This is a genomic window from Terriglobales bacterium (assembly GCA_035624455.1).
Taxonomy (GTDB): Bacteria; Acidobacteriota; Terriglobia; order Terriglobales; family Acidobacteriaceae; genus DASPRM01.
This window is the reverse complement of sequence record DASPRM010000121.1, coordinates 1-26697: the sequence shown is the minus strand read 5'-3', so window position 1 is coordinate 26697 and position 26697 is coordinate 1. Positions and strand designations below refer to the sequence as shown.

Sequence of the window (26697 nt, the reverse complement as noted above, 5' to 3'; positions counted from 1 at the left end):
GGAATTGTCAGCGCGAGTTTTTCTGTACAGCATCAGCTGGCGAGGGTTCCTGTTCGGTCGGGAAGCTGCATCCGAAGTTCGTTTACAGGCCGCGCGGTTAATTCATCCGCAATTCGTATCTAAGCCCTGTAAAAAGGGGGATTAATAAAGCAATGAATAGAAGCATAAAGGTGATCGCTTTCCTGGCACTCGCGACAGCGCTCATCACAACTGCTGGGTGCAATAAACTCAAGGCACGCGATAGGCTCAACAAAGGCGTGCAGGCCTACAAGAACGCTAAGTATGAGGATGCCATTGAGAAATTCAAGGATGCGGTCGCATTGGATCCAGCTTTGATTAATGCCCGACTCTACCTGGCCACAGCTTACGCCCAGCAGTACATCCCGGGAGCCGATACGCCTGAGAATAACCGTATGGCCGAGCAGGCGATCGAAGAATACAAGCAAGTTCTGGTTAAGGACCCGCAGAACCTGAACAGTGCCAAGGGAATCGCCTATTTGTATTTGCAGATGAAGAAGTTTGAGGACGCAAAAGAATATTACCGCAAGGCGACCCAAATCGATCCCAACGATCCCGAGCCCTATTACTCGATTGCTGTGATCGATTGGACCCAGGCCTATCAGCCACGCATGGAAGAGCGCAACAAACTCGGGCTGAAGCCGGAAGAGCCGATCAAAGACAAGAAGGTCTGCGAGGCCGTCAAGCAAAAGAACACCCCCTACGTGGAAGAGGGGATGACAGCGCTGGATAAAGCCCTGCAACTGCGCCCCGACTACGACGATGCCATGGCCTACATGAACCTGATGTGGCGCGAGAAGGCCGACATTGAGTGTGGCGACGCCGCAGCCCGCGAGGCTGATCTCAAGAAAGCCGATGAGTGGGTGGATAAGACCCTGGCAACCAAGAAGTCGAAGGCTGAGAAGCAAGGCCCGGGCGGCATCACCATGAGTGGTCAGCAGAAATAGCCTCTCGTGGCCGTTCCCATCCGACCTCATCCGGGCTGGGATCTGGATGGGGTCTTTTATTTCTTGCGGCGGACCTGGCTCCACCGTATGCCGCCCGCATTCGATCCCTTGTGATCCTCCTCACAGGCATTGCGATTGAGCCTTGCTAGAGTCGGGAGCGCACCCAAGGTCGTCCGGGCATCTCTGAAGTAAAATCGAATTGCCTGCTGCCCCGGAGCGGACACCCGCACCATGTTCAAGAAAATACTCGTCGCGAATCGTGGCGAAATCGCTGTCCGCGTGATCCGTGCCTGCCGCGAGATCGGTATTCGCTCGGTTGCTGTGTACTCTGACGTCGACCGCGCGTCTCTCCACGTTCGCAAAGCGGACGAGGCTTATCACATCGGACCCCCCGGTGCCTCCGAATCCTACCTGAACATTCCCAAGCTGCTGGAGGTCGCCAGGCATTGCGGTGCGGAAGCGATTCATCCCGGCTACGGATTTCTTTCCGAAAACTCGCGATTCGCACAGGCGTGTTCAGATGCAGGATTGAAATTCATTGGCCCGACGGCGGTCGCGATGGACGCAATGGGCTCAAAAACACGTGCTCGTCAGCTGATGGGCGATGCTGGCGTTCCCCTGGTTCCGGGATCCAGGAGCGGAATGGAATTCCCCCAGACCGCGGAACTCGCAGAAAAAATCGGTTACCCCGTGATGCTCAAGGCGGCTGCTGGGGGTGGCGGCAAGGGCATGCGGCTGGTGCGCGATCCGCGCGACCTGAAGTCCGCTTTTGAAGCCGCTCGGAGCGAATCGCAGCGCTCGTTTGGCGACAGCGAAGTGTATCTGGAGAAGTTTATCGAGAATCCTCGGCACATTGAAATACAGATTCTGGCCGACGAGCATGGCAGCACTGTCTATCTGGGAGAAAGGGAATGCTCCGTGCAGCGGCGGCACCAGAAGGTGCTGGAGGAGTCCCCATCCCCCATCGTCACCCCGGAAATGCGCCGGCAGATGGGTGAGGTAGCGGTACGCGTGGCGCAAGCCGCCAATTACACCAATGCGGGGACAGTAGAGTTTCTGGTCGATCAGGCACGAAATTTCTACTTCCTGGAAATGAACACGCGTCTGCAGGTGGAACATCCGGTTACGGAGCTGGTCACTGGGCTGGATCTCGTGCATCTGCAGATCCGCATCGCGGCAGGTGAAAAATTGCCGTTTGCACAGGATGACATCCGGGTTCGCGGACATGCCATCGAATGCCGTATTTACGCGGAAGATCCCGACAACAACTACTTCCCCAGCCCGGGCAAGATCACCCTGCTTCTGGCCCCTTCTGGGCCCGGCATCCGCCGGGACAGCGGCATGTACGAAGGTTGGACAGTGCCCATTGAGTACGATCCCCTCCTGGCCAAATTGATCGGCTACGGCTTCGACCGTGAGGAAGCCATCTCGCGGCTGGAGCGTGCCCTCTACGAATATTTTGTCGGTGGGATTAAGACGAATATCAGCTTGTTTCGCCGCATTTTGCGCGATCCGGATTTTCGTGCCGGCAAGCTGGACACCGGCTTCCTGGACCGCCTGCTCTCGGGCGATCGCAGAGACGCGGATGCCGACCCCGACATGCAAAAAGACGGCAAAGCAAAGATCGCAGCCCTTGCGGGCGGGTTGTTCGCGGCCCTGGACCCCCCGGGCTCTCTGAATGGCAGCGGCAACCGCACGGCCGCTCACGGAAACGGCGAAGCAGCCGCCTCACGGTGGAAGCAGGCGGGGCGCATTGAGGCTCTCGGGGGGAGCCACTCGTGACCTACGAAGTCATCGTCGACGGCAAATCCCACAAGCTTGAGCTGGCGCGCGGCGAACACGCCTGGCATTGCAAGCTTGACGGCGAAGAATTGCAGGTCGATGCCGTTCTGGCGCGTCCCAATGTGATTTCGCTCATCATCGACGGCGTAGCATACGAGGTCAAGCGCGAGCGCACGCCTACCGACCTGCACCTGTGGGTCAAAAATGCGCGCTTCGCGGTGGAGGTGCGCGATCCACGGTCTCTCCGCAGCCGCAAGGCAGCCGCTGGGGCGGGAGAAGGCCCGGTCAAAGTGCTGGCCCCCATGCCTGGAAGAATTGTTCGCATCGTGGCCGGCGCCGGGACCCCAGTGGAAGCCGGTCACGGGGTGGTGGTCATCGAAGCTATGAAAATGCAGAACGAGCTGAAGTCCCCTAAGCAGGGAACAGTAAAACAGATTCTGGCCGCCGAAGGAGCCTCTGTCAGCGCCGGAGAGGTCCTGGCAATCGTAGAGTAAGCCGAAAATTGTAAGCACGTGAAGTAGCAGTCGGTACTCAAAAGACGCGGGCTTTACGCCCCTGCGGGAGATAGCTTCTGACTGCTGATTTCTACCGGCCAATTCCTTCGTCTGCGGCGATTGAGGGAAGCACGCCGGTCTCTTGGCGAAAATATTCGTGACATAAGCAGAGATTGCAGGATTCCTGATGGGCAGGAACGCAGAGAAACTGGACGATCAGAAGAGATAGATAGGGCGATCCTACTCTTTCTTCTCCGCTTTTTCGGCGTTAGCCTCGCCATCCTTGAGGGACGACCTGAAGTTGCGAATGCCCTCGCCCAGACCTTTACCAAGCTCGGAGAGCCGGCCAGGGCCAAAGATGAGAAGGGCGATCGCCAGAATCACCAGAATTTCCGGCAAACCCAATTTGCCAAGCATGAAAGACTCCAGTCAGTCTCACCACCCGTAGCCGGGGTGCGAAACGTAGCTTCAGAGCTTATCCGTTAACTAGATTCTAGGCTCTTGGCTGCCGCGAGTCAAAACCACGAATCGCGCACTACATGGTTTGGCAGCCTTGGACCAGATGCAGGATTCAAATTTCCTGGATAAGTCGCGCTAAAAGGGCCGTGCGCGGAGCCAACGCGGCGATCAACACGGACTCGTGACGGGCATGCGCCCCTTCCCCGACCGCGCCCAATCCATCCAGGGTGGGAATACCGATCGCCGCCGTGAAGTTGCCGTCCGAACCACCTCCGACGGCCGCTTCCCCTAGATCCATGCCGAGCTCGCGCCCTATCTGTTGCGCTTTCGCCAACAGGCTTACGACCTCCTTCGCGCGCTCCAGCGGCGGCCGGTTGACCCCGCCCGTTATCTGCAATTCGCAACGCGGATTGAATGGCTTGAGGCTCTTGAACTTCCTCTGCAAGTATGGGACATCGCGCATGGTAGTCACGCGAACGTCAATTTCGGCCGAAGCCTCCGCCGGTATCACGTTGGAACGCGTTCCCCCCTGCACAATGCCGGGGCTGAGACTCACCCCGCGTTTCGCATCCGTGAACTCAGATATCGCGATCAGCTGACGAGACATTTCTACGATGGCATTGGCGCCCATTTCGAAATCGAGCCCCGCATGCGCGGCTTTGCCTTTTACAGTGAGATAGTAAGTGCCAACCCCTTTGCGGGAAGTTTTCAGTGCGCCCTGCAGTCCAAACGATGGCTCCAGTACGAGCACGGCACCACATTTTCTGGCGACCGACTCCGTGATCTGACGTGAACTCTCGCTGCCAACCTCCTCGTCACTGACCAGCAGCACAGTGATCGGCCGTGGTACACCATATCCGCAAGCGTCAATGGCCTCGATTGCGAAGATCATCTGCGCGATACCGGTTTTCATGTCGTAAACGCCGGGGCCCCACAGGCGTTCTTCGGCGATCTGAAAGGGCATGGTTGCGAGCGTCCCGAGTTCCCAGACGGTGTCAAAATGACCCAGGAGCAGCAGGGGTTCTCCATGCCGGTGCAGGGAAGAGCCCGAAAAATCCACCTGCAGGTGGTTGCCGGAATTTATGCCTGAATGGAACTGCGTTTTCCCGCCAAGCTTCTGAAATGACTGTGCTAACCGTTCGCCCAGACGATCCAGTGCCGGTTTTTCATGACTGGGCGACTCCAGTTCCACCAGGTGCCGGATGGTCTCGATCATCGCCCCCTGGCGATTTTCCACGTATCTCAGGAGCTTGCTTGACGCCTCGGAGCCGCCTCCGCAGCCACGGTCTGTGCCCGCAAGGGCCAAGCGATTCAACGTCCTCGTCTTGCCTTTCGCCAGCTTGGGACGCCCTTCGGGCGAGTTGCTTTTGCGAGGTGGCATATTGGATTCGCTATAATGCCCGTTTCACGCGCTGTGCGCCAGCCGGGTTCAGGCATAGCGTCGCGAAAGCATCCATCTCGCAATGCCGTCCGATTCTGAATCCGTGACTATGGCGCCAGCTCCGCCGGTCAACCACAGCGGTGAGGGCAAGACTGTGCTCGACATAAATGCAATCCAAAAAATCCTGCCTCATCGTTATCCGTTTCTGCTCATTGACCGGGTAACTGAGCTGACGCGCAAGCAGCGCATCGTCGCGCTTAAGAACGTGACCATCAATGAGCCTTACTTCGCCGGCCATTTCCCCGGCTTTCCTATCATGCCAGGAGTGTTGATGGTGGAAGCCATCGCGCAGGCTGGCGGAGCATTGTTGTTGACTGAGATTCCCGACCGCGACGCCAAATTGATGGTGTTCACCGGTATCGAGCGGGCTCGCTTCCGGCGGCCGGTAATTCCCGGAGACCAGCTGAAAATCGTTGTTACCGTGCTGGCCTGGCGTACCGTGGCCGTGCGTATGCAGGGAGACATCTTTGTGGACGACAAACTGGTCGCAGAAGCCGTAGTCACCTGCCGTGTGGTGCCCCGGGAACCGGAATCTTCCAGGGAAACGGAATAACCAATCTCGTCCACGGATGAAACCGTCGATCACGCATCCAAATTACGAATGAACACCTGTCTCGCACCTGCGCTACTCTTGCAACTGTCAATGCTGCCTGTCTCGCGCTCCTGATGCCCATTCATCCTACAGCGATAGTCGATTCGGATGCGATGATCCCGCAATCTTGCACAATCGGTCCATACTGCATCGTAGGTGCTGGCGTGGAGCTAGGTGAATCCTGCGAGCTCATCTCCCATGTCGTGCTCCACGGCCCCACTCGTATGGGCACGAACAATCGAATCTTTCCCTTTGCCGTGGTAGGCATCGAACCGCAGGACATCAGCTATCGCGGAGAGGCCACACGGCTGGATATGGGCGACAACAACGTGATTCGCGAGTCGGTGACCATCAACCGCGGAACCCTCAAGGGTGGCGGGGTCACGCGCATCGGGAACGATGTCCTGATCATGGCATACACCCACATCGGCCACGATTGCCAGATCGGAGATCATGCCATGCTGATCAACGCCGCTACCCTGGCTGGCCATGTCACCGTGGAAGAGTGGGCGGTGGTAGGCGCGCTTTGCCCGGTACACCAGTTTGTGCGTATCGGTGCACATTCCTACATCGGCGGAGGAACCACCATTACCCAGGACGTGCTGCCTTTTTCCAGGACCAGCGCCGTTCGTGACGTGCATGCCTTCGGCATGAATTCGGTAGGATTGGAACGGAGGGGCTTTTCGCCCGAGAGGATCCGCAAAATTCATCATGCCTACAAGATCCTGCTGGCTTCCAGGATGAACACTTCCCAGGCGCTGGCCAAGCTCAAGGCAGAGCCGGATCGTGGCGAAGATGTGGAGATGCTCATCCGCTTCATCGAAACCTCTGAGCGTGGCGTGATCAAATAATGACAGGCATGGACAGGCTGGGTCTGATTGCCGGAAATGGACGTTTCCCTTTTCTCGTCCTGGAGGCTGCCAAGGCTCGGGGATTGGAGGTAGTGGTAGCGGCCATCAAGGAAGAGGCCTCTCCCGAGATTGAACAACAGGGTGCGGCGGCAGTGCACTGGCTCTCGCTAGGGGAGCTCTCCCGCCTGATCGAAACCTTCAAGCAGGCGGGCATCGCACGCGCTGTAATGGCTGGGCAGGTAAAACATAAGCAGATCTTCTCCAGCATTCGTCCTGATTGGCGGCTGGCTAAGCTGCTTCTGGGATTGCGAACCCGCAATACCGATGCCCTTATTGGCGCTGTGGCTCGCGTACTTGCCGACGAAGGCATCACGCTGGTCAACTCCGCCGAGATGCTCGAGCCGCTGCTGGCCAAAGCCGGAATCCTGACAGCCCGCAGCCCCAGCCAACAGGAGCGCGCCGATATCGAGTACGGACGTGCGGTCGCACGCCACCTGGCGCAATATGACATCGGGCAGACCGTGGTGGTTGCAGGAGCAGCCTGCGTTGCCCTCGAAGCCATGGAGGGAACCGACGCTACCATAGAGCGAGCTGGAAAGATCATGGCGACACTGGCCCCAGCAGGAGCAGCCTCCACTTTGGATCGCAACCTGGTGGTGGTGAAAGTGGCCAAACCAAAACAGGATATGCGCTTTGACGTCCCGGTAATCGGCGTAAGGACAATGGAGGTAATGCAGCGAGCTGGGGCTACTTGCTTGGCCGTGGATGCCGGAAAATGTTTGCTGATCGATGGAGATAACGTCCTTAATGCTGCCAACCTGTCGGGAATAGCTATCCAGGCCGATTGATCATGGTCGCGGCACCCGTGGGAGGAAAACATGAGCGAAGTAAAGCGAATTGCCGATCAGATGCAGCGTGCCTTCGAGCGCGAGGCCTGGCATGGTCCGTCGCTCCTGGAGTTGCTCGGGGATGTGGATGCACCTACCGCGGCAGCTCATCCGGTGAATGAGGTCCACAGCATCTGGGAGATCGTTTATCACCTGACCGCCTGGAAGCGTGCCATCCCGGTTCGCATGCGGGGGGAGGCTATCGAACTGCGAGGCGAGCAGGATTGGCCTCCGGTGGAAGACGTCGGCGAATCGGCGTGGCAGGCGACGTTGGACAATCTGAAGACCGCCCATCGCGGGCTACATGAGGCAACCTTAGCTCTACCGGAGGCACGTTTGAGTGATCCAGTGCCGAACCGTCCTCACAACATCTGGTTTATGTTGCACGGCATGGTCCAGCACGATCTCTATCACGCCGGACAGATCGCACTTTTGAAGAAGGCCAGCTCTCTGGAGCGCTGGTAAGCCGCCGCAAGATTGTCGAGGCGGGACATCAACCTGAACGGACGAGACATCCGTTCCCACATTTGCCTCTATGGAAGCTGAAAACCTGCCTGTCGCAGTCATCGGAGCCGGCGCTTTCGGGCGCAACCATGCCCGCGTCTATCACGAACTGCAGGAATCGGGATATCCAGTCGAACTGGTTGCGGTGGTGGACACGGATCTCCCTCGTGCTCAGATTGTTGCCGCACCATTTCGGGCTCTGGCATTCGGATCTCTCGGGGAAGCGCTTCGCTCTGCAAAGATCGACGCTGCCTCGGTGGCAGTTCCCACTGACCGCCACCTCGAGGTCGCTCGTGCCTTGATGGAAAATTCCATTGACGTTCTTATCGAGAAACCACTGGCCGCCTCCCTCGCACAGGCTGACGAAATCGCGGCCATAGCTAAACATACCGGACGTCTGGTGCAGGTTGGGCATTTGGAGCGATTCAACCCAGCGGTACGCGCCACCTTGCCTCTGCTGACCCAGCCGATGTTCTTCGAGGTGCATCGGCTCAGCGTCTTCAGTCCCCGCTCACTGGATGTGGACGTCGTGCTTGACCTCATGATCCACGACTTGGACATTGTGCTGGCTTTCGTAAAGTCGCCGGTGCGCGAGATACGGGCTGTGGGATTGCCAATTCTTTCCCACAAAGTGGATATCGCAAATGTGCGAATGGAGTTTGAGTCCGGCTGTGTTGCCAACTTCACCGCCAGCCGGGTAAGCACGGAGAGAGTGCGCAAGCTGAGATTTTTTCAGCCGCGACAGTATATTTCCATCGATTACTCGCGACAGGAGGTTCTGGCATTCACTGTTACCGCTGGCCCTGATTCATTAATCGACAGCGCACAACCGGCCGGTTCAGCCAGTAGGATTAACTCGCCCTCGGCCGCGGGAACCCCGGCCATGGCTGGGCAGAAATTCGGGCCGGCTTCCGCAATGCTCACCGGCGCCGCGGTCTTGGCACAAGCGGGGATCACCTTCTCCAAGCCGGCTGTGGAGCAGCAGGAACCGCTACGAGCGGAGTTAAGCTCTTTTCTCGAGGCAGTTCGCCACCGTACCCAGCCAGAAGTCTCGCTTGCGGAAGGACGGCGCGCTTTGGAAGTGGCCCTGCTCGTGCAATCCGCCATCGAGGAACATGCCCATCGATTCGACCTGCGGGCGCTTCAGCCAGGCAGCTAGCGATTCGCTATCCTGATTGCCTCGGGCATCCCAAAGACCTTCGCCTCGCTTCCAACTTACAAAAACTATTTCGCGGACTGCGCGCTGCAGCCCACAATCGCTACGTCTTGGCCCGCCGGGGATTTCTGTTACTCCTTGTGTTTGTTCTCTTTGGCGTGAGAGGCGGCGGGACTTTATAATTCACAATTCTGTCATCCCGGCTGTTCCGTGAGGGTGGGTTTTATTCTTAGCTCCCGAAGTTTGCCCAGCGAGGAAGAGAAGAGCGCGCAGGTTTGCGCTCCCAAGCCTTCAAGCGGTTTACTCAGCGTCGCCCTCGCATCTCTCCGGGTGCAGAAGCGTAGCTGCCTCGCTCCCCTCCTTTTGAGCGTCTTGCTTCTCCTGGCTCAGTTCGCTGGCGCCCAACAGGACGTCATTCGCGATATCGTGATCCACGGCAGCCGCCGCATTCCGCAGGAAACCATCCATGCCCGGCTCACCGTGAAGCGAGGTGATATTTATGACCCAATCGAAGTAGAGCGTGACTTCAATTCGCTCTGGAACACCGGCTATTTTGAGGACATCCGCATCGAGCGGGAACAAGCGCCTGAGGGCGGCTGGATTCTTCACGTCTATGTAAAAGAAAAACCCACGATCCGCGAAATCAAGTACGAAGGTCTCAGTTCGGTTTCACAATCCGACGTCCTGGATCGTTTCAAGGAACGCAAGGTCAGTCTTACCCAGGAAAGCCAGTACGATCCGACCAAGGTAAAAAAAGCGGAAGTGGTGCTGAAGGAGCTCCTGGCCGAGCACGGCCGCCAATTTGCCACCATCCGCTCGGAAGTGCGGCCTATACCCCCCGCCGCTGTCGGGTTGACCTTCGTCATCAAGGAAGGCCCCAAGGTCAAGGTGGGCAACATCAAGTTTGAAGGTAACCCCCACGAGAGCTCGCGCTACCTGCGTAGCTCGATGAAAAACCTGAAGCCCATCGGCATCCCGCATAGCATCTTCCTGGAAAATCTATTTTCCAAAACCTACGACGCCTCCAAGCTGGAGGAGGACGCCGAGCGGGTACGAGATGCCTACCAGCAAAAGGGTTATTTCAAAGCCGTAGTGCAGACCCCTAAAACCGAGATTCACGACACCAGTGGATTCCACTTCCCCATCGTTCAGAAAGGCGGCGGCAAGGCAGTTGATATCACCATGCCTATAGAGGAGGGGGACCGCTACCGCCTGGGCACGATCAGCTTTAGTGGCAACAAGGCAGTCACTAACACTGACCTGCTTCGCAGACTGATTCCCATGAAAGATGGTGACATTTTCAATGTGGAGCTGATGCGCAAAGGCATCAAGAACCTGCGCGATGCCTACGGCGAGCTGGGATACATCAACTTCACCCCGGTTCCCGATACTGAGATAGACGAAGACAAGAAAGTAATCAACCTGAAGTTTGACTTGGATGAGGGAAAGCAGTATTTCGTCCGCCGCATTGAGTTCAAGGGCAACACCACCACTCGCGACAAAGTGATACGCCGTGAGTTGGCGCTGGAAGAGGGCAACGTCTACAACAGCAAGCGCTGGGAATTCAGCTTGCTTCGCTTGAATCAGTTAGGCTATTTCGAACCCTTCAAACCCGAGCAGGACACTGAGATCAAGCAGGACAATCAGAATGGCACCGTCGACCTTACCCTGAAGGTGAAGGAAAAAGGCAAAAACAGCATCGGTCTTAATGGCGGTGTGAGTGGTCTGTCCGGCTCGTTTATTGGAATCACCTATGAAACCAACAATTTTCTTGGTTTGGGCGAGACCCTCACAGTCCAAGCCTCGGTAGGCGACCTCTCGCGCAACGTTCTGTTTGGTTTCACCGAACCTTACATGTTCGATCGGCCGCTGCGCTTAGGCTTCACGGTTTTCACCAACCGCTATGATTACAACCAGGCTAAACAGACCGAGGTCGTTGCCGGGCAGAAAGTCAATCTTCCAGAAAGCGTTTTGCAGACTCTGCAGAACTACAGCCAGTCGAGCACCGGATTCACCGTGTCGGCGAGCTATCCACTGCGTCGCTCCCTGAAGAGCGTGGGCATCACTTATTCGTTCTCCTCATCATCGATTGAAGTCTTCAGCGACTTCTCACGCCTCTATTTCCAGGAGTTGAATTTCCGCAACGTGTCTGGTCCGGATGCTCTGAAAGGGATCATCACCAGCAAAGTCGTTCCCAGCTTCACCATGAATACCATCAACAATCCACAGCACCCCATGTATGGCAGGAGCATTTTCTTAGGCGGGGAAATCTCTGGGCTTGGGGGTAATGTCTCGGCCATACGGCCGATCGTCGAATACAAGCAGTTCATTCCCATGCGTGGTCTGAAGCATGTTGCCAGGCAGGATGCCAGGCAGGCGCTGGGATTTCGTTTGCAGGGCAGCTTCCTGACCGGCTACGGCGGACGTGTAGCCCCGCCTTTTGAGCGCTTCTACCTTGGTGGAGATACTGACCTTCGCGGGTTCGACATCCGCACCGTTTCCCCGGTTGCCTTTTTCGTCGAGCGGCAGGACGTTCCCCTGGTGAACGCCAGCGATCCCTGCGTCAGCCAGGGAACTTATCCCACCGGCTGCACTGGAGTCTTGAAGGATCCAAATAATCCCCGGCGGGGTACGGTCGCCATACCCTTGCCCGTAAGCCGCATCATTTTTCCGGGCGGCGACACCAGCCTGGTCAGCAACTTGGAATACCGGATGCCCATTGCCGGCCCCGTGACCCTGGCGCCCTTTGTCGATTTCGGCATGAACTTCGTGGTGCGCGAATCCCAGCTGCAGATCAATCAGACCCAACTGGCAAGCCTCAATTCCACCGCATTTGGTTGTCCTTCGCTCGATGTTACGTTTAACTGCGTTGGCGGCTCCAATCTGAACTTCAATGGCCAACTGAAGATTGCTTCTGGGACCAATTACGCTCCCCGCATGTCCACCGGGCTCGAATTGCAAGTCATTATGCCGGTAATCAATGCCCCGTTCCGCATCTACTACGCTTATAACCCGCTACGTATCGACCAGGTCACAGTGACTCCCAACGCCATTACTCGCAGCATGTTCCCGGTTGGGGGCGCAGGCGACACTACGTTCCAACTGGTGCAGCGAAACCTGAATCCCAACTACACCATCAGCGAGCCCAAAAAGACCTTCCGCTTTACTGTGAGCACCACGTTCTAGCGCTCTCCGGAAGTGAGCCAGAGGGTTCCCTTGGTTTGACGCTGGACAATTGCGCAACCTATAATTGCTCGGTTATTCCACACCTCCAAATCAGAGGGTAGTGGCGGACTCAGGTCCGCCTCTGAAGGTTCGACGTTCCCGGGATGGGTTTCTCCAAGGAGTCCACGACACAACCAATGACTAGTTACGCTCAACGCACACTTCTGCCCTTGCTGCTGTTATCGGCTGCCGGTTTTGCGCAGGCGGCTTCGCCTGCAGCGCCGTCAGCATCTCAGCTGTCCAACAAGATTGGTATTATCAGTATTCAGGACGCGATCCTGGCGACTAATGAGGGCCAGCGCGATTTCCAACAGCTGCAAAAGAAATTCGAACCTAAGCAGACTGAACTGGCGAACCTGAATAGGGAAATCGACGACCTGAAGAAGCAGCTCAACACCCAGGGCGACAAGATGAACGATGACGCCCGCGCCACTCTGGTCAAGAATATCGAATCCAAGCAAAAGAATCTGCAGCGCTCGTTCGAGGATGCCCAAAACGAATACCAGACCCAGCAGAACGAACTGGCGCAAAAAATTGGCGTCAAGCTCATGGACGTAGTGGACAAATTCGCCAAGCAGAACAACTACGGCCTTATTCTGGACGTTTCCGGTCAGCAGAGCCCGGTAGTTTGGGCGGGCCAGTCGACCAACATCACGAAAGAGATCGTTGATTTATATAACGCGCAATCGGGGGTTGCCGCTCCCGTCGGGGCTTCCAGCAGCGCAAAACCGCCAACCTCGGCCGTGCGGCCCACACCTGGTGGTGGAGCGGCGACCGGCGGTGCCAAGCCTGCGACCCCGGGAACCAGTAGTTCAAAGCCGACGACTACGCCGCCCGCTACGACTAAGCCGCAGTAATCTCCAACGCGACCAAGGACTAAAGACTGATAGAGGGCCACCTCCCGATAAGGTGGCCTTTTGTTTTAAATCGGGACGGGTCTTCGTGTAAGTCAATTGCGGGGCGCTCTGCCTTGCTCGCCTCCCTGCCCAACGCGTATCATGCGCGGGATGACCCCCGAGACTGCGATCCGAGCTAATCTGCGCGAAAAAGCCCAGCTGATGTCCGCCTCCGAAATTGAGCGCACGCTTGTGCGGCTGGCCCACGAAATCATCGAAAAGAACAATGGCACCGAACGGCTTGTCCTGATCGGCATCAAGCGCCGCGGCATACCTATCGCCCAGCGCATCGCTAAGCTGATCGGCCGCATCGAGAACAAGCCAGTTCCGGTCGGAACTCTGGATATTTCCCTTTATCGCGATGACCTTTCCACCGTGGGCCCTAAGCCACTGGTACAGAAGAGTGACCTCGGAGCCGATATCGTGGAGATGAACGTAGTCCTCGTCGACGACGTCCTCTACACCGGGCGAACCACGCGGGCGGCACTGGATGCTTTGTTCGACCACGGACGCCCGCGTCGTGTACAGCTGCTCGCGCTCATCGATCGCGGTCACCGCGAGCTGCCTATTGAAGCTGCATTCGTGGGCCGATACGTACAAACGTCCGATAACGAAATTATCGAAGTCAAGCTGAATGAGACTGACAATATGGAAAAAGTCTTGCTCGTGGAGAAGCAAGTCTGACCGTGCAGCGTGCATTGCTGGTAAGGCAGGCACTCCGTTTAAGAATCCTTTTTTGTTCGATCCCTCGTTTTATCCTGCTGCATTTCCCAAGGATTAGAAGGGCATGAAGGCGACTGGACGCACTGCTTCTAAACCAGCGCGTAGTTCGCGAAAAACCCCCACCCTTCCTGCCGCTCGCGATTCCTCCAACGCTCTTCACCCTCGCACTGTGCACCCTGGAGGCCTGCTCGGAATCGAACCGCTCTCTTGGGACCAGATTTTGGCCATCCTCCATCAGGCGGCTAAGTTCAAGACTTCTCCTCGGTCATCGCTCTTGCAAGGCAAGCGGCTCGTCCTGTTGTTCTATGAGCCTTCTACTCGCACTCGAGTCTCCTTCGAGTTCGCGGCCAAGGCTCTTGGTGCTACTACATCCCTGGTTTCTGCCGCCGCTTCCAGCATTGAAAAAGGGGAATCCCTGATCGATACCGGCTATACCTTGACCGCCCTTGGAGCACAGGCCATCGTGATCCGCCATCCGTCATCCGGGGCGCCGCATTTGCTGGCGCGCCACGTTCCCGTGCCGGTCATCAACGCCGGAGATGGAATGCACGAGCATCCTTCACAGGCCCTGCTCGATGCCTTTACCATTCTCCAACAGAAGAAAAAACTGCAAGGACTGCGAGTTGCCATGGTGGGGGACATCTTCCACAGCCGGGTGGTGCGCTCTGACGTACATCTGCTTACCAAGGCAGGGGCAGAAGTGGTGCTCTGCGGCCCACAGGAGCTGGTACCAGAGCTGGCCACCAGTCTGGCGCCACACGTCAGCATCACGCGCGAGTTGAAGACCGCCCTGGAAGGCGCAGACGTCATCATTGCTCTGCGAATACAAAAAGAACGTTTGGCTGGCTTGCAAATTAGTCTCGACGAATTCATCGAGCGCTATCAGATACGGCTCGACCGGCTCGCCTGGGCCAAAAAGGGTGTGTTACTGATGCATCCCGGGCCGATCATTCGCGGTCTCGAGCTGACTTCCGACGTGGCCGATGCCCAACAGTCGGTAATTCTTGATCAGGTTCACAATGGCGTGGCGGTGAGGATGGCGATTCTGGCGCGAGCGCTCGGAGCCAGCCACGTACGATGACACCTGTGGTGCAGATGACGAAACGCGTGGCCAGGAAAACGTCCAGCAGTGAAGGCGCGAACTCGCTGCTGATTCGCGGCGGGCACGTGATCGATCCCGCCTCCGATCTCGACGATCTTGTGGATGTGTTGCTGCGCGACGGCAAGGTAGCCGCCATCAATCCCAGCCGCAACCTGCAGCAGAGCGCGGGCGAGGTTTTCGAGGCGCGTGGGCTTATCGTGGCGCCGGGCTTTATCGATCTGCACGTTCACTTGCGCCAGCCCGGTCAGGACTACAAGGAGACCATTGCCACTGGAACCGCGGCAGCCGCAGCTGGCGGCTTTACCGCGGTCTGCGCTATGCCGAATACCGTTCCAGTAAATGATTCGCCCGAGATCACGAGTTGGATGCAGGAGCCGGGCCGAGACGCGATCGTCACTGTATTCCCGGTCGCTGCTGCTACGGTTGAGAGTAAGGGCGAACGGCTTACCAACTATGCAGCTTTGCGCCAGGCTGGAGCTGTCGCCGTTTCTGACGACGGACACCCGGTATTGGCTGACAACATTATGGAGATGGCTCTGCGGGAAGCCCGCCGAGTGGACTTCCCGGTAATCCAACATGCCGAGGATACCCGTCTTAGCACCGGCGGGGTAATGAATGCCGGAGTAGTAGCGTTTCGCCTGGGCCTGCGGGGCATCTCGAATCGCTCGGAGTGGAGCATCGTCGAGCGCGATATCGAACTTGCCCGCCAGACTGACGGCCATGTGCACGTGGCTCACCTTTCCACGGCAGAAGCGATGGATGCCGTACGTCGCGGCAAGCGCCAGGGCATTCATGTCACCTGCGAGGTCACGCCCCATCATTTCACCCTCATCGACGAGGACGTCGGCGACTACGACACGCGCTTCAAAATGAATCCTCCTCTGCGTTCGCGTGCCGACCGGGATGCGCTCATTCCGGGATTGCGTGACGGCATCATCGATGCCATCGCCACCGACCATGCCCCTCATGCCATGCACGAAAAGGAAGTCGAATTCGAGCGCTCTGCCTTCGGAATCACCGGACTGGAGACGGCACTGGCTTTGGCCATCACTCAGCTCTACGTGCCCGGCCATGTTTCCTTGAAGCGAATTGTGGAACTACTCTCCACAAATCCGGCTCGCATTCTCGGCTGCCGCGATCGCGGCAGCCTGGAAGAAGGCGCCCGAGCCGACCTCACCCTCTTCGACCCGCGGAAGCGTTGGACCTTCGAAGCCGCTCGCTCGCGCTCGAAATCGAGAAACAGTCCCTTCGACGGCTGGAAGCTCACCGGCATGGCGGTAGCCACAATCGTGGGCGGGAAGGTCGTGTACCGGGTCGACGACTGACTTCTAGAAATCCGTGGAGATCCGTGTCATCGGTGGCCAACGACTTTCTAGCCGTGTTCTCAGGTCCGAAACTTCATTCTGAGCTTGCAGTTCGTCTCCAAGAGTTAGGACCAGATGCAGGAAGATGCCGAGCTCTAATGATTCAATTCCCAATGAATTGACTCTCAACCGCTTCTATCCGCGTAATCCGCGGCCTGCTCCCCAGCAGATTCGCTGCTGCTGCTCCCAATCCAACTCCCAGGCAGAAGCGCAACCTGTTCCCTACTGTCAGTCCAGCCAGTTCTGCCAACGCACTGACCAGATTGATGACTGCGAAACCGATCAATGCCTGAACCGCTGTCGTGCGCTCGGTTTTCAGCAAAAAGCCCGCCACCGCTCCCGCATAGATCCCCAGGCATCTTGCGCAAACCGCAATCGGAATGGCGAAAACAGCGAAACAGCGGTTTGCATCCTGATGACACACGCTCGCGAAGAAGAGCCGCAAGCTCACGGCTGCAAATGGGAAATTGAAATGAAGCAGCACGGGTGCGGCCACGGCTGCGATGGCCAACATCCCTGCGAAACTTGCGAGTTGGAGATTCTTACTTCGAAGTATCGTCGTAGTCACAAGCTCAGGAGATGATTCCCAATCGCTTGCCAACCCGCTTCAATGTTTCCAGCGCCTGGTCCAATTCCTGTCGGGTATGGGTCGCGGTCATGATGGTGCGGATGCGAGCCTTGCCTTCGGGCACCGTCGGGAAAGCGATGCCGGTTGCCATGACACCTTCCTGGAAGAGCTCGCGGGAAAAATCCATTGCCAGTCGCCCCTCTCCAACAATGACGGGTGTAATCGGCGTCTCGCTGGCGGGCGTGTTCCGTCCACCGATATTGAACCCCAGATTGCCCAGCTCCTTCTTGAAATACCGTGTGTTCTCCCAGAGTTTCTCGATGCGCTCTGGCTCCTGCTCCAACACCTCAAAGGCGGCGATGCAGGTAGCAGCAACCGACGGCGGATGTGAGGTGGAAAACAGAAACGGACGCCCGCGATGGTACAGGAACTCGATCAGCTCGCGGGATCCGCAGATGTAGCCCCCAAGCGCGCCGATGGCCTTGGAAAGCGTGCCCACCTGCACATCTACCCGTCCGTGCACGTTGAAGTGATCGATTGTGCCACGGCCATTGCGTCCCAGCACCCCGGAGGCGTGCGCATCGTCCACCATCATGATGGCGCCGTACTTTTCCGCGAGATCGCAAAGCCCAGGTAACGGCGCGATATCGCCGTCCATGGAAAAAACCCCATCGCTGATCAGCAGCTTTCGCCCCGGCTCGTCCTTGACGCTGGCAAGATGCTCTTCCGCATGAGCGATGTCTTTGTGGTGGAAAACCAGAATCTTGGCCCGTGAGAGCCTGGCGCCATCGATGATCGAGGCATGATTCAACTCGTCGGAGATGATGAAATCCTCTTTGCCCAGGATCGCTGAAACCGTGCCCGCATTGGCCGTGAACCCCGACTGGAAAACGACGCAGGCTTCCACGTTCTTGAAACGCGCGATCTTCTCCTCGAGCTGCATGTGAAGCGACATCGTCCCCGCAATGGTGCGCACCGCGCCTGATCCCACTCCATATTTGCGGGTGGCCTCCAGCGCCGCCTCGCGCAGCTTCGGGTGCGTCGTCAATCCCAGGTAGTTGTTGGAAGCCAGATTGATCACCCTCTTGCCATCGAAGGTGCAGACCGGCGCTTGTTCGTCTTCCAGCACTCGCAGGCGGAAGTACGTGCCCTTAACTTTCAGCTCTTGAAGTTGATCACCAAGATAGGAGAGCGGATTGGTGCGAGTCGGCGTCTGGGTCGGCATCAAAGCTCCACGCATTGAATTCCGGACGGCACAAGAACAAAAATTCTACAACGAGTCGGCATTCGCTGGTTGCACTGGCGTCCGCTCGGCGCTGCGGACGCTAAGGAGGGTTCAACTCGGCCTGAAGATTCGCCGCCAACAACAGAAGACCTGCTACAGCCGGCAACAGCGTACTTGCTCGCCTACCCATGACCGGTTCACTCTTTCGAGCCCGCGGGAGTTGCGCTGATCTCTTGTCGCGCAGTAGGGTCCTTGGCGGCCTTGCGAACGTTATATTCCTCGGATTTGCCGCGGGGAATACTCAGCGATTTCCAATCCCGCCCGCGGAAGTGCTTTGCCAGGATAACGATCTGCCCGACGTGGTAGGCGTAATGCGCGATTTGTCGATTGATGGCTTGCAACACGCTGTGCGGCTCGCCGCGAATGGTCACCGTGCGCCCCAGATCTTCAGGCTTAAGAGGGTTAATAGCATCGAAGACCCAGGCCCAGCCCTGTTCCCACCATCGCATTACTTCCTCGCGCGTAGTGCCAGTGGAAAGCTCAAACTCCTGGTCGCGCTGGCGATCGGGCTTCTCGCCGTCGCTGGTGAGAAAATCGGTGAAGCGGGAGCGCATGTTGCCTGCCAGGTGCTTCACCGTGATGGCCACGCTGTTCGATTCGGAATCAAGAGTGCGAAAGAATTCTTCATCCCGGAGCTGCGCAAAAGCGCTGTCCCCTAGACGCTTGTAGCCACGCAGTTGGCGAAGAGCCTCATCGAGATAGTGAGCGGCAATGTCGGTCATGTGGTTCCTTTTTGACAGAACGCTTGCACTGTCAGGCTGACCCCCATCCGCCCCCGCCTGGAGTTTCGATGCGGATGCGCTCTCCGGGAAGCAGCCGGACATGCGATTTCCCCGCTAGGGGTTCCTTCGCGCCGTTTCGACGCACTATCACAGACTCTCCGAGAGTGCCGTCCCCTCCGCCCACCAGACCGTAAGGCGCGAATTTCCTGCGATCAGAAAGAATCGTAACCTCGCTTTCGACTTGCACTTCAATCTCGCGGATGATGCCCTCCCCGCCCCGGTACTTTCCAATACCGCCACTGCCGGGCCGCAGGGCGTAGCGGGTTACCCGGAAAGGATACGCGTATTCCAGCGCCTCTATCGGTGTATTTAGAGAGTTTGTCATGTGGGTATGCACGCCCGAGACTCCCGCCTTAGAGGGGCGTGCCCCCATCCCCCCAGCGACCGTTTCATAGTACGCGAAAGGTTCGCCGCTTCTCGGATCAATGCCACCAACCGTCAGGTTATTCATCGTTCCCGAGGCGGCCGCCGGGATGCGCTGTGGCAGCGCCTGGGCCAGCGCTCGCAGCAGAACGTCCACAATTCTTTGCGAAGTTTCGACATTGCCGCCGGCCACCGCGGCAGGAGGACCAGGATTGACTATCGTCCCTGCGGGAGCAATCACGCGGATGGGACGCATCAATCCCGCTGTCGCTGGAACATCCTCCGATAGCAAGCACCGAAACACATAGAAACAGGCGGACCACGTGACCGCTTCCACTGCGTTGAGACTGCCTGCAACCTGTGCATCACTGCCCTGGAAATCAATAATTACGATTTTCTCCCCAGCCTTGCCTGAAGCGGAATAGCGGCCAACCGGTGCAGCCGCTCGGAAGGCTATCGAGGCTCGAATGCGGACCGGCTGATCGCTGACTCCATCGTCATCAAGAAAATCCTCCGCCCTATAGGTGCCAGCAGGGACCAGGGCCAGAAACGCCCGCATGATCTCCTCAGAGTACGCCAGCAGATCCTGGGCAGCTCGGCGTACACGCGCCAGCCCGTAGCGGGAGCAGATCTCTTCCAGCCTCACCCTGCCCGTGTGACAGGAAGCGATTTGTGCGCTCAGATCTCCTTCCCTCTCGCCAGGCGTCCGCACATTCGCCAGCAGCAATGAGAGGACATCACGGTCAATCGTCCCACCACGGATCAGCTTGACCGGAGGAACACGAAACCCTTCCTGATACACCTCCCGGCAAATCCCCATCGAGCCGGGATAGGTCCCGCCAACATCGGCGTGGTGCGCGCGCGAAGCGACGTAGAAGTCAGGCTTAGCCCGATTATTCTTCCGCTCTGGCAGTCTCTTCAGTGGTTGACTCCTGCCATTGCCTTCGCCGCGTCTGCCGATAAAAACAGGAGCCACCAGGGTAATGTCGGGCAAGTGCGTGCCGCCCCGGAAAGGATCGTTGAGCATGGCCACATCGCCCAGCCCCAGCTGCAGCTGTTCGATTGCCGCCCGTACCGACATGGGCATGGAGCCGAGATGAACGGGCATGTGATCGCCCATTGCGATCACATCGCCCTGAGCATCGAATACCGCGCACGAATAATCGCGGCGTTCTTTGATATTGGGAGAAAAGGCAGTGCGGCGAAGTGCGGCGCCCATCTCCTCGGCGATAGAGTGGAATAGGTTCTTGAAGATCTCAAGCTCGACGGGATCGCGGCGAGGCATCAGCTTCAGATTGTAGCCAGAAAAACTCCCGCCCGGGCACGCGCGCGATTTGAACTACCCAATGCAGCCACGAAATCGGGCCGACTTAGCAGAAAGCGTCAGACTTGACAATACATTTTTCTTGACAAGCTCAATTGATACACCGCAATATCTTGCGTTAGTGCGACCTCTGCTCCAAGTAATGGGGCGAAGGTGCAGCTTTTCAGGGCCCTAGATTGGGAGAAGCAAGAAAACTTCCTTTACATGCGGACCGCGTGTCAGGGACAAAAAACGGAGGCTTGACCATGGCTACAAAGAAGAAAGCAAAAAAGGCCACAAAGAAAAAGAAGTAATAACCGGAGCCCGACTGTACAGGGTCATCCGAAACTCGGAAAAGGGTTGGGCCTCCATTTGGGGGCCCTTTTTGCGGTGGAAATCGGTACCTGTCCTTCTTTTTTGTGGGCCTGTCCGGTTTTCAAGTTGTTCTTGCGAGTGACTCCGTGCTAGAAGAAGCGGATACGATTGTGGTCTGACGTAGACTTCTTCACCGCTGCGCGCCAGAGCTTCGCTAGAAGGGTATCTTCATGAGCACTGCCACCCGGAAATCCGACAACAGAAAAAAGGGCGAAGAGATCGATATTCCGGACAAACTTTATTTTCGAATCGGCGAAGTTGGCCGCTTGTGTCACTTGCCACCCTACGTTTTGCGTTTTTGGGAGACCGAGTTCCCTCAGCTCAAGCCTGCCAAGGGCAGCACTGGCCAGCGCATGTATCGGCGTCGGGATGTGGAATTCGTGGTACGAATTCGCAAGCTGCTGTACGAGGATGGCTACACTATCGCGGGCGCGCGTCATTTGCTCAAGGCGGAAGGCAAGCCGTCGAAGTCGCAGCCAGCCTTGCCCTTTCAAGCCATTGTCAAGCAGGATGGCCTGCGCCGAGTCCGTCAGCAGCTGCAGGAAATCCTTAGCCTGTTATCAACAAAGAGCAAAGTTGCTCGCCCAACTGCTGGACGCCATTAGCTGGGTCGTTTCACGCTCATCCTACCCATTAGGAAGTTGCCGGCCTCGCTGGCAGACAAGTGCGCAACTGCGCGAGAATACGGTACGATAGAGTGTTGATGCTCAAGGCTGTTTGGCATTCCCGTTTCTTTCCGGCCAGGTATGCGCTGTCCCTGGTAGTCGGCCTGCTCTTCCTTTTGGCTGTTTTCCTGCCTGCCATCGCTCAGGATACGACCAAGCCGAACTTCTCCGGCATCTGGAACCTCGATCCAGACAAAAGCTCTTTTGGTCCAGTTACACCCCCAATGGCGGCACAGTACGTGATTCGACATATTGGAGCCAAGCTGGAATTTGACTACATCCAGGATGGCCGCCGCACCCGAACAGAGTTAACCGCTGATGGTGAGGAGAGGGTTACAGACTCTAACGAGGACGGGGATACCTTGACCCGTAGCTATTGGAACGGTCGGACATTGGTTAATGAGTCGCGCGTCAAGCCTCGGGGTCTGAAGCAAACGCCCAGTGTTCGCTGGACCAGCCGATGGTCGCTGTCCGGGGATGGTAAAGAGCTGACCATTCAAAGACATATCGATAGCGGAGAGCAGGGGATCGATCAGAAGGTGGTCTTCATCAAGCAGCCGCTTCGTAAGCAAAACGAATCCTGACCGGATTAGAATTGCTTCGACGCTAGCGTCCTATCTTGTACGGCGTCTGGAAAAAGAGCATGCTATGCACTGGCTGCGGGTCACCTTACTTTGCAGAACTCGGTTCTCGCCGCAAAATCCTGAGCAAGAAGGCGGGCGGGCAGCGTTCCCTATTCAGAACCTCCCCCCAGTCCGCGAACTGATATTTGACTCCGCCGACATCACCTGCTTCGCAGGGAACCGGATGAGGGACCCGCGAGCTGATATCTTCGGCGATCTCAGGCCGTCAAGCCGAGAAGAAGAAGAATTCACATAAGCAGTTTGGGCCCTTTGATATCGGATAATTAACCACTCACGAGGACCACTGCGAATGCCGGTGGCACGCCGCGATCGACGCAAATTCCCCAGGCGAAAGACGCGCGAGAGCATGCTGGTTATCACTGCCAGCGGCCAACGCTACCGCGCACTTTGCCGCGATGTCAGTGATGGCGGCGTCGGCGCAATCGTGATCAGCGCTGATTTGGACATCAGCGAACGCGTTAGTCTCGAATATTACGACGCTGAAAGTGCCGCTACTCGCCGCAAAGTCCCGGCATTGGTGGCAAACCGGCGCGGCACTCGCTACGGTTTTGTGCTGCTCGAATCGTTGACCAGCGAGGTCTGGTCGAGCCTTAGGCGCGCTCGATATGAGCGGTTGCGAAAACCTCCAGCCCGCGCCGAAGCCCCCACAACCGCTCTCCTCATAGAGGACGATACAGCAACCCTGGAGTTTCTTCGCGAATGCCTGCAAGGTGAAGGATTTCATTGTGTGCAAGCGGACGAAGGCTGGGCTGCAGCCAAAGAAATCCAGGCCAGAGCTTTCGACTTGATCTTGATCGGCCTTCGCTTACCTGGGCCTGACGCCCTCTATCTGACCAAGCTCGCCCGTCAGTCGATCACCAACAGTAAAGCTCACATCGTTGTTGTGACTGGGGAGGACGAACTGGGGGCGTTGTCGCGGGCCTTTGCTGCTGGCGCCAGCTGTTTCCTGCACAAACCGCTCACTCGTTCACGCCTGCTTTCCGTACTGACAGCATTCCGCCTGCCCAACTCTCGCATTGCCCTGCTAGGTTGAGTCGCAACCGAAGATCACGAATTTTGCATGCTCATTGCCGGGCTGTGGTAGGCTTGCCACTCCTCCTTTAGCGGCAGATATAGTAAGAACGTGCCCCGAACTACTTAGGCCAGGAGTCTTCTTCTAAAGACGTTTTCGCTTGTCGGATGAAATCTCCCAAGGACCGCTAAGGCGGTCAAAGGTGCCAACTATGAAAGCAGGGCCTCTGACACTTTTGCGTTTTCTGGCGGTGGGAGTGTTATTCGCGAATTGCTCGCTTGTCGCTCAGGATAGCTCCCGCACCGTGAATGACCCGCCATCCCCCGCAGCCAGCAGTAAACAGAAGTCCAATCTGCCGGTGCCCAGGGAATTCCAATTCTTGACGAAACAGTCCATGTTCTTCCCCGACCTCGCCACCAGTGATAAGCCGTTGACCAGCGGACAAAAATTTGGACTATTCCTTCGCAATAGCACCTCCGGAGCGGCATTTGTCGGGGCGGCGCTCGGGGCGGGAATCGCGCAAGCCACCAATTCGCCCAGCGGCTACGGGCAGGGAGCGAGCGGGTACTTCAAACGCTTTGGAGCTGGGTTGGCCTTGAACTCTTCCGACCAGTTTTTCGGAACCTTCATAATCAGCTCCGCCCTGCACCAGGATCCCCGTTTCTTCGTGATGGGTAACGGCAGTTTCGGCCAGAGCCTGAAGTATGCGCTGTACCGAGTCGTAGTGACGCGCACCGATAGCGGCGGCAATGCTGTCAACTGGCGAGGATTAGTCGGACCCCTGATGGCCTCGGGGCTGGCCAACAGCTACCTCCCGGAGAATGAGCGGACCGTTGGCAGGACCTTTAGCCGTTATGGAGTCTTGCTGGCTACGCACGCTGGCGCCAACCTGATGAAGGAATACTGGCCGACTCTCTTCAAGAGCCTGACCCACCGGCATTAGCATCCCCAGAAGGTGCCCCAGGTTCGCGCCATGCAGTCCGGCGCTAACCTGGGTACGCCTGTTACCGCCCTTTGCCAATCTAGAACTGCACATCCTTGATGTGCGTGGCAATGAACCAGCGGTTCCCGAACGGATCCACCACTCCGGAGGCGCGATCTCCGTAAGGTTCGTCCTTCGGCGCCATCAGCGACTTGGCCCCTGCGCCCAGAGCGCGTTCGTAGAGGGCATCGCAATCCTGGACATACATATGCAGCGTAGCTGGCACGGGCTGATATTCCCCGTGCGCCTCGCCCATCTCAATAACGGAATCGCCAATTCTGACTTTCGCATGCTGAATAACGCCGTCCGGACTCTGATAGCGGGCTTCCTCTTCCGCTCCGAACGCTTGCTTCAGGAAGTCGATCATCGCTGCCGCTCCGCGAGGGTGCAGGTAAGGCGTGATGCTATGCAACCCCTCCGGAATATAGCGAGCCCCCTGATGGGTGGCGATATACCAGGAGTTTCCGGAAGGATCCTTCACCGACGCTTCGCGATCGCCATATTCCTGGTTCACGGGCACGTGTGAGGACGTAGCTCCCGCCTGCAATGCACGCTCATAGACCGCGTCAGCATCCTCCACATAGAAGTGCAAGGCTACCGCTTGTGGCGGATGCTGCTCGTTGCCGTCCGCCAACTCGAGTGCAGAGTCGCCAATCCGCATCTCGGCATGCATGATGCTGCCGTCCGGCTTTGGCACCCGCAGTTTCTCTTGCGCACCGTAAGCTTGCTTCAGGAAATCCATCAGTCGCGCTGCCCCGCTCACTATCAGATAGGGCGTCACAGTGTGGAAACCTTCGGGTAGGTGGTTGATCGTACGCTTTGCCTCAGCAGTTACAGCCGATGATTGCGTCATCATGGTAATCCTCCTTTGCAGATCGGACTTGAGTTGGGTTTTGAATGATGGGCGTGGCAGCTCTCGCAACTCCTTCAGCACTGGCAGCAACGGAGCTACCTTGGCGTCCACTTGCGGAGGCGAGGAATCTGGGCGGTCCAGCATCGCCTGTACCAGCTCATCGAGTTGTTCCGACAAGGGTCGCTTAGCCATGCTTGCTACCCCACAGAGTGCGCAACATCTTCAGCCCGCGAAATTGCAGCTGTTTCACTGCCCCTTCGCTGCGTCCAATTTCGTGAGCAATTTCACGAATGCTTTTCTGATCGGCGAAGCGCATTGCGATTACACGCCCCTGATCAGACGGGAGCTGCTCCACCAGGCGAAAGAGGCGGGCACGGTTCTCTAACTCCTCCACATCGACTTCGCCGCCTGCCTGCTCGGGAGGGTCTTCCACCACCTCACGGCGGGAGCGCTTCCATTCATCGACAATCACATTAGAAGCAATCCTCAGCAACCATGCCGAAAACGGAATGCCTCGCCAGTCAAACTTGGGAAGATGCACCAGCGCTTTGTGGAACACATCTGCCGTAAGGTCTTCCGCAACCTCACGCTGGCGGACACGCCGCCGAATGAAGGCATAAACCCGTTCAAAATTGTCTTCATAGAGCTCGGCAAAACGGGTCGGATCCTTCTGCGCGGCCTCCACAAGAAGGCGCTCCTCAGCTTCTCCGCGGGAGATCGTCGGTGCAGATTTGCCGGCCGCCATCATCCTCTCTCATTCAGGTAAACTGCCGAGCCAAAGAAAGGTTACGGCGCTTCGGGAAAGTTATAAAAAGGCCCCGTTTCATTGGCCAACGGGGCCGCCCATCGAACTCAAGCCCTCTTATTTCAATGTGATCTCCTGCAACAACTCGGAGCTGATGACTTCACGCATCTCTACCCGTTTCTCCGCTACCTGCTGGGCCGGCTGTTTGCCTCCCAGAATCTTGTCACGGATGGCTTCCCCCTTAGCCGTCAGCCCGTCCATCGCGGCATGATTCTTGTACTGGACGGCCAGGGCGATGTCCCAATCGTGCGGACTCGCCTGGGTTTCTTTGAGAAACACTTTGTAATCGACGATTATGCCCTGGCGTTTTTCTTCATCCAGCAGGGGCTTGGTCGTTTGCCTCAGCGTAGTCATATACGCATCGAACTGTGCTGGCTTGATCTTCACGATGGTCACCCGCCACACCGGACCCTCGGTGAAATTTTCCTGCGCAAGCAACGGAATCGCAAATAGCAACAAAAAGAGCCCACATACTCTCTTCATGGCGTCCATGCCTCCCTTTTTGATTGGTCCTGCGAAATGGCGCACCATCATACGCTCACGGAAACAGATGTAAACCCTAGGACCAGGAAGGGATAAGAAAAAATGAAGGAATTCCTATGGTGAGAACAATGGTCGG

General features: G+C 57.3%; 26 protein-coding genes. 17 read left to right on the top strand and 9 right to left on the bottom strand.

Translation table 11 applies throughout. The annotated features are described in order from the left end of the window. Positions 1-152 precede the first annotated feature (152 nt). The 3 genes from VEG30_13420 to VEG30_13410 all read left to right on the top strand — a co-directional run bounded on the left by VEG30_13420 (position 153) and on the right by VEG30_13410 (position 3241). Positions 153-965 carry a tetratricopeptide repeat protein gene (locus VEG30_13420; GenBank protein HXZ80924.1) on the top strand — a complete coding sequence of 271 codons (813 nt, stop codon included), beginning with the start codon at positions 153-155 and terminating at the stop codon, positions 963-965. Positions 966-1196: 231 nt separating this feature from the next. Next, positions 1197-2747 carry an acetyl-CoA carboxylase biotin carboxylase subunit gene (gene accC, locus VEG30_13415; protein HXZ80923.1) on the top strand — a complete coding sequence of 517 codons (1551 nt, stop codon included), beginning with the start codon at positions 1197-1199 and terminating at the stop codon, positions 2745-2747. Continuing rightward, positions 2744-3241, top strand: a complete 498-nt coding sequence (locus VEG30_13410) for a biotin/lipoyl-containing protein (protein HXZ80922.1) — start codon at positions 2744-2746, stop codon at positions 3239-3241. The genes accC and VEG30_13410 overlap by 4 nt, the downstream gene beginning before the upstream one ends. 240 nt (positions 3242-3481) lie before the next feature. On the opposite strand, the gene tatA is transcribed toward VEG30_13410, so the two are convergent. Together tatA and VEG30_13400 are read right to left on the bottom strand one after the other, a co-directional pair. Beyond that, entirely contained in the window at positions 3482-3658 is a 177-nt protein-coding gene (gene tatA, locus VEG30_13405) for a twin-arginine translocase TatA/TatE family subunit (GenBank protein ID HXZ80921.1), read from the bottom strand. 154 nt (positions 3659-3812) lie between these two features. Further along, positions 3813-5081, bottom strand: coding sequence for a M20 family metallopeptidase (locus VEG30_13400; GenBank protein HXZ80920.1), 1269 nt, complete (start codon positions 5079-5081; stop codon positions 3813-3815). A gap of 109 nt (positions 5082-5190) precedes the next feature. Here VEG30_13400 and fabZ point away from each other — a divergent pair, with 109 nt between their 5' ends. The 10 genes from fabZ (at position 5191) to VEG30_13350 (ending at position 16402) form a co-directional block, all read left to right on the top strand. Then, positions 5191-5694: a 3-hydroxyacyl-ACP dehydratase FabZ gene (fabZ, locus tag VEG30_13395; GenBank protein ID HXZ80919.1), complete on the top strand. Its 504-nt coding sequence runs from the start codon at positions 5191-5193 to the stop codon at positions 5692-5694. 113 nt (positions 5695-5807) lie between these two features. Further along, positions 5808-6584 carry an acyl-ACP--UDP-N-acetylglucosamine O-acyltransferase gene (gene lpxA / locus VEG30_13390; GenBank protein ID HXZ80918.1) on the top strand — a complete coding sequence of 259 codons (777 nt, stop codon included), beginning with the start codon at positions 5808-5810 and terminating at the stop codon, positions 6582-6584. A gap of 8 nt (positions 6585-6592) precedes the next feature. After that, a complete protein-coding gene (gene lpxI, locus VEG30_13385; protein HXZ80917.1) occupies positions 6593-7432 on the top strand; it encodes a UDP-2,3-diacylglucosamine diphosphatase LpxI in 840 nt (279 codons plus the stop codon). Positions 7433-7462: 30 nt separating this feature from the next. After that, complete coding sequence (locus tag VEG30_13380) at positions 7463-7936, top strand: DinB family protein (GenBank protein HXZ80916.1); 474 nt, start codon at positions 7463-7465, stop codon at positions 7934-7936. A gap of 70 nt (positions 7937-8006) precedes the next feature. Beyond that, on the top strand, positions 8007-9134 hold the full coding sequence (locus VEG30_13375) for a Gfo/Idh/MocA family oxidoreductase (protein HXZ80915.1): 1128 nt from the start codon (positions 8007-8009) through the stop codon (positions 9132-9134). A gap of 369 nt (positions 9135-9503) precedes the next feature. Beyond that, on the top strand, positions 9504-12317 hold the full coding sequence (bamA, locus tag VEG30_13370; protein ID HXZ80914.1) for an outer membrane protein assembly factor BamA: 2814 nt from the start codon (positions 9504-9506) through the stop codon (positions 12315-12317). 176 nt (positions 12318-12493) lie between these two features. Next, positions 12494-13213 carry an OmpH family outer membrane protein gene (locus VEG30_13365; protein HXZ80913.1) on the top strand — a complete coding sequence of 240 codons (720 nt, stop codon included), beginning with the start codon at positions 12494-12496 and terminating at the stop codon, positions 13211-13213. A 150-nt stretch (positions 13214-13363) separates the two neighbouring features. Beyond that, on the top strand, positions 13364-13936 hold the full coding sequence (gene pyrR / locus VEG30_13360) for a bifunctional pyr operon transcriptional regulator/uracil phosphoribosyltransferase PyrR (protein HXZ80912.1): 573 nt from the start codon (positions 13364-13366) through the stop codon (positions 13934-13936). A gap of 103 nt (positions 13937-14039) precedes the next feature. Beyond that, complete coding sequence (locus tag VEG30_13355; protein ID HXZ80911.1) at positions 14040-15056, top strand: aspartate carbamoyltransferase catalytic subunit; 1017 nt, start codon at positions 14040-14042, stop codon at positions 15054-15056. Then, complete coding sequence (locus VEG30_13350; GenBank protein HXZ80910.1) at positions 15053-16402, top strand: dihydroorotase; 1350 nt, start codon at positions 15053-15055, stop codon at positions 16400-16402. Before VEG30_13355 ends, VEG30_13350 begins: the two co-directional genes overlap by 4 nt. A gap of 142 nt (positions 16403-16544) precedes the next feature. Here VEG30_13350 and VEG30_13345 read toward each other — a convergent pair whose 3' ends face one another. The 4 genes from VEG30_13345 to VEG30_13330 all read right to left on the bottom strand — a co-directional run bounded on the left by VEG30_13345 (position 16545) and on the right by VEG30_13330 (position 20724). Beyond that, complete coding sequence (locus VEG30_13345) at positions 16545-16955, bottom strand: DUF2085 domain-containing protein (protein HXZ80909.1); 411 nt, start codon at positions 16953-16955, stop codon at positions 16545-16547. Between the two features lie 58 nt (positions 16956-17013). Then, positions 17014-18234: a glycine C-acetyltransferase gene (locus VEG30_13340; protein ID HXZ80908.1), complete on the bottom strand. Its 1221-nt coding sequence runs from the start codon at positions 18232-18234 to the stop codon at positions 17014-17016. 197 nt (positions 18235-18431) lie between these two features. Continuing rightward, complete coding sequence (locus VEG30_13335) at positions 18432-19016, bottom strand: DUF1572 family protein (GenBank protein HXZ80907.1); 585 nt, start codon at positions 19014-19016, stop codon at positions 18432-18434. A gap of 31 nt (positions 19017-19047) precedes the next feature. Beyond that, positions 19048-20724 (bottom strand): hydantoinase B/oxoprolinase family protein, encoded by a 1677-nt coding sequence (locus VEG30_13330; protein ID HXZ80906.1) that lies wholly within the window; start codon positions 20722-20724, stop codon positions 19048-19050. Positions 20725-21287: 563 nt separating this feature from the next. Between VEG30_13330 and VEG30_13325 the strand changes: the two genes are divergently transcribed. The 4 genes from VEG30_13325 to VEG30_13310 all read left to right on the top strand — a co-directional run bounded on the left by VEG30_13325 (position 21288) and on the right by VEG30_13310 (position 24381). Further along, a complete protein-coding gene (locus VEG30_13325) occupies positions 21288-21722 on the top strand; it encodes a MerR family transcriptional regulator (protein ID HXZ80905.1) in 435 nt (144 codons plus the stop codon). A 95-nt stretch (positions 21723-21817) separates the two neighbouring features. Continuing rightward, positions 21818-22366, top strand: a complete 549-nt coding sequence (locus VEG30_13320) for a hypothetical protein (GenBank protein HXZ80904.1) — start codon at positions 21818-21820, stop codon at positions 22364-22366. 349 nt (positions 22367-22715) lie between these two features. After that, a complete protein-coding gene (locus VEG30_13315) occupies positions 22716-23459 on the top strand; it encodes a response regulator (GenBank protein ID HXZ80903.1) in 744 nt (247 codons plus the stop codon). Between the two features lie 190 nt (positions 23460-23649). Continuing rightward, positions 23650-24381 (top strand): hypothetical protein, encoded by a 732-nt coding sequence (locus VEG30_13310; protein HXZ80902.1) that lies wholly within the window; start codon positions 23650-23652, stop codon positions 24379-24381. 79 nt (positions 24382-24460) lie between these two features. Here the strand turns inward: VEG30_13310 and VEG30_13305 are convergent, their stop codons facing one another. From VEG30_13305 to VEG30_13295, 3 genes are all read right to left on the bottom strand, one after another. Then, positions 24461-25465, bottom strand: a complete 1005-nt coding sequence (locus tag VEG30_13305) for a VOC family protein (GenBank protein ID HXZ80901.1) — start codon at positions 25463-25465, stop codon at positions 24461-24463. Further along, positions 25458-26021 (bottom strand): sigma-70 family RNA polymerase sigma factor, encoded by a 564-nt coding sequence (locus tag VEG30_13300; GenBank protein HXZ80900.1) that lies wholly within the window; start codon positions 26019-26021, stop codon positions 25458-25460. Before VEG30_13300 ends, VEG30_13305 begins: the two co-directional genes overlap by 8 nt. Positions 26022-26135: 114 nt before the next feature. Beyond that, a complete protein-coding gene (locus tag VEG30_13295; protein ID HXZ80899.1) occupies positions 26136-26561 on the bottom strand; it encodes a hypothetical protein in 426 nt (141 codons plus the stop codon). Positions 26562-26697 lie beyond the last annotated feature (136 nt).

What these genes read in the sequence shown, in the direction of transcription:
- VEG30_13420 (HXZ80924.1), top strand. Translation starts at nt 153, where the DNA reads ATGAATAGAAGCATAAAGGTGATCGCTTTCCTGGCACTCGCGACAGCG.
- accC (HXZ80923.1), top strand. Translation starts at nt 1,197, where the DNA reads ATGTTCAAGAAAATACTCGTCGCGAATCGTGGCGAAATCGCTGTCCGC.
- tatA (HXZ80921.1), bottom strand. Translation starts at nt 3,658, where the DNA reads ATGCTTGGCAAATTGGGTTTGCCGGAAATTCTGGTGATTCTGGCGATC.
- VEG30_13400 (HXZ80920.1), bottom strand. Translation starts at nt 5,081, where the DNA reads ATGCCACCTCGCAAAAGCAACTCGCCCGAAGGGCGTCCCAAGCTGGCG.
- fabZ (HXZ80919.1), top strand. Translation starts at nt 5,191, where the DNA reads ATGGCGCCAGCTCCGCCGGTCAACCACAGCGGTGAGGGCAAGACTGTG.
- lpxA (HXZ80918.1), top strand. Translation starts at nt 5,808, where the DNA reads ATGCCCATTCATCCTACAGCGATAGTCGATTCGGATGCGATGATCCCG.
- lpxI (HXZ80917.1), top strand. Translation starts at nt 6,593, where the DNA reads ATGGACAGGCTGGGTCTGATTGCCGGAAATGGACGTTTCCCTTTTCTC.
- VEG30_13380 (HXZ80916.1), top strand. Translation starts at nt 7,463, where the DNA reads ATGAGCGAAGTAAAGCGAATTGCCGATCAGATGCAGCGTGCCTTCGAG.
- VEG30_13375 (HXZ80915.1), top strand. Translation starts at nt 8,007, where the DNA reads ATGGAAGCTGAAAACCTGCCTGTCGCAGTCATCGGAGCCGGCGCTTTC.
- VEG30_13365 (HXZ80913.1), top strand. Translation starts at nt 12,494, where the DNA reads ATGACTAGTTACGCTCAACGCACACTTCTGCCCTTGCTGCTGTTATCG.
- pyrR (HXZ80912.1), top strand. Translation starts at nt 13,364, where the DNA reads ATGACCCCCGAGACTGCGATCCGAGCTAATCTGCGCGAAAAAGCCCAG.
- VEG30_13355 (HXZ80911.1), top strand. Translation starts at nt 14,040, where the DNA reads ATGAAGGCGACTGGACGCACTGCTTCTAAACCAGCGCGTAGTTCGCGA.
- VEG30_13350 (HXZ80910.1), top strand. Translation starts at nt 15,053, where the DNA reads ATGACACCTGTGGTGCAGATGACGAAACGCGTGGCCAGGAAAACGTCC.
- VEG30_13345 (HXZ80909.1), bottom strand. Translation starts at nt 16,955, where the DNA reads ATGTTGGCCATCGCAGCCGTGGCCGCACCCGTGCTGCTTCATTTCAAT.
- VEG30_13340 (HXZ80908.1), bottom strand. Translation starts at nt 18,234, where the DNA reads ATGCCGACCCAGACGCCGACTCGCACCAATCCGCTCTCCTATCTTGGT.
- VEG30_13335 (HXZ80907.1), bottom strand. Translation starts at nt 19,016, where the DNA reads ATGACCGACATTGCCGCTCACTATCTCGATGAGGCTCTTCGCCAACTG.
- VEG30_13330 (HXZ80906.1), bottom strand. Translation starts at nt 20,724, where the DNA reads ATGCCTCGCCGCGATCCCGTCGAGCTTGAGATCTTCAAGAACCTATTC.
- VEG30_13325 (HXZ80905.1), top strand. Translation starts at nt 21,288, where the DNA reads ATGAGCACTGCCACCCGGAAATCCGACAACAGAAAAAAGGGCGAAGAG.
- VEG30_13315 (HXZ80903.1), top strand. Translation starts at nt 22,716, where the DNA reads ATGCCGGTGGCACGCCGCGATCGACGCAAATTCCCCAGGCGAAAGACG.
- VEG30_13310 (HXZ80902.1), top strand. Translation starts at nt 23,650, where the DNA reads ATGAAAGCAGGGCCTCTGACACTTTTGCGTTTTCTGGCGGTGGGAGTG.
- VEG30_13305 (HXZ80901.1), bottom strand. Translation starts at nt 25,465, where the DNA reads ATGGCTAAGCGACCCTTGTCGGAACAACTCGATGAGCTGGTACAGGCG.
- VEG30_13300 (HXZ80900.1), bottom strand. Translation starts at nt 26,021, where the DNA reads ATGATGGCGGCCGGCAAATCTGCACCGACGATCTCCCGCGGAGAAGCT.
- VEG30_13295 (HXZ80899.1), bottom strand. Translation starts at nt 26,561, where the DNA reads ATGAAGAGAGTATGTGGGCTCTTTTTGTTGCTATTTGCGATTCCGTTG.